The sequence below is a fragment of the Klebsiella sp. 141203 genome (assembly GCF_032601985.1).
GTDB lineage: Bacteria > Pseudomonadota > Gammaproteobacteria > Enterobacterales > Enterobacteriaceae > Klebsiella > Klebsiella aerogenes.
In genome coordinates, this window is sequence record NZ_JAQIRL010000021.1 from 1 (window position 1) to 380 (window position 380).

Annotated in this window: 2 tRNA genes; both read left to right on the forward strand. The window is 49.2% G+C overall.

What is annotated here, in order from left to right:
• The first annotated feature begins 13 nt into the window (after positions 1-13).
• Positions 14-90 (forward strand) — tRNA-Ile (locus PGR29_RS24830).
• A 106-nt stretch (positions 91-196) separates the two neighbouring features.
• Positions 197-272, forward strand: a tRNA-Ala gene (locus PGR29_RS24835).
• The last annotated feature ends 108 nt before the right edge of the window (positions 273-380 follow it).

Consider the following 380-nt stretch of genomic DNA (forward strand, 5'->3'; position numbering starts at 1 on the left):
AAGTAATCTCTGCAGGCTTGTAGCTCAGGTGGTTAGAGCGCACCCCTGATAAGGGTGAGGTCGGTGGTTCAAGTCCACTCAGGCCTACCAAATTCGCTCTCGTGCTTTGTTGTGGCAAAGCTCGCATACTTCAGTATGCTTCGCTTCACCACGCCGCGCCCGAAAACGAATTAAGGTTAAAAGAGATTCATTCGATGGGGCTATAGCTCAGCTGGGAGAGCGCCTGCTTTGCACGCAGGAGGTCTGCGGTTCGATCCCGCATAGCTCCACCATCCTTACTGCAAGAAACAAGAAAACTTCAGAGTGTACCTGAAAAGGTTCACTGCGAAGTTTTGCTCTTTAAAAATCTGGATCAAGCTGAAAATTGAAACGACACACAG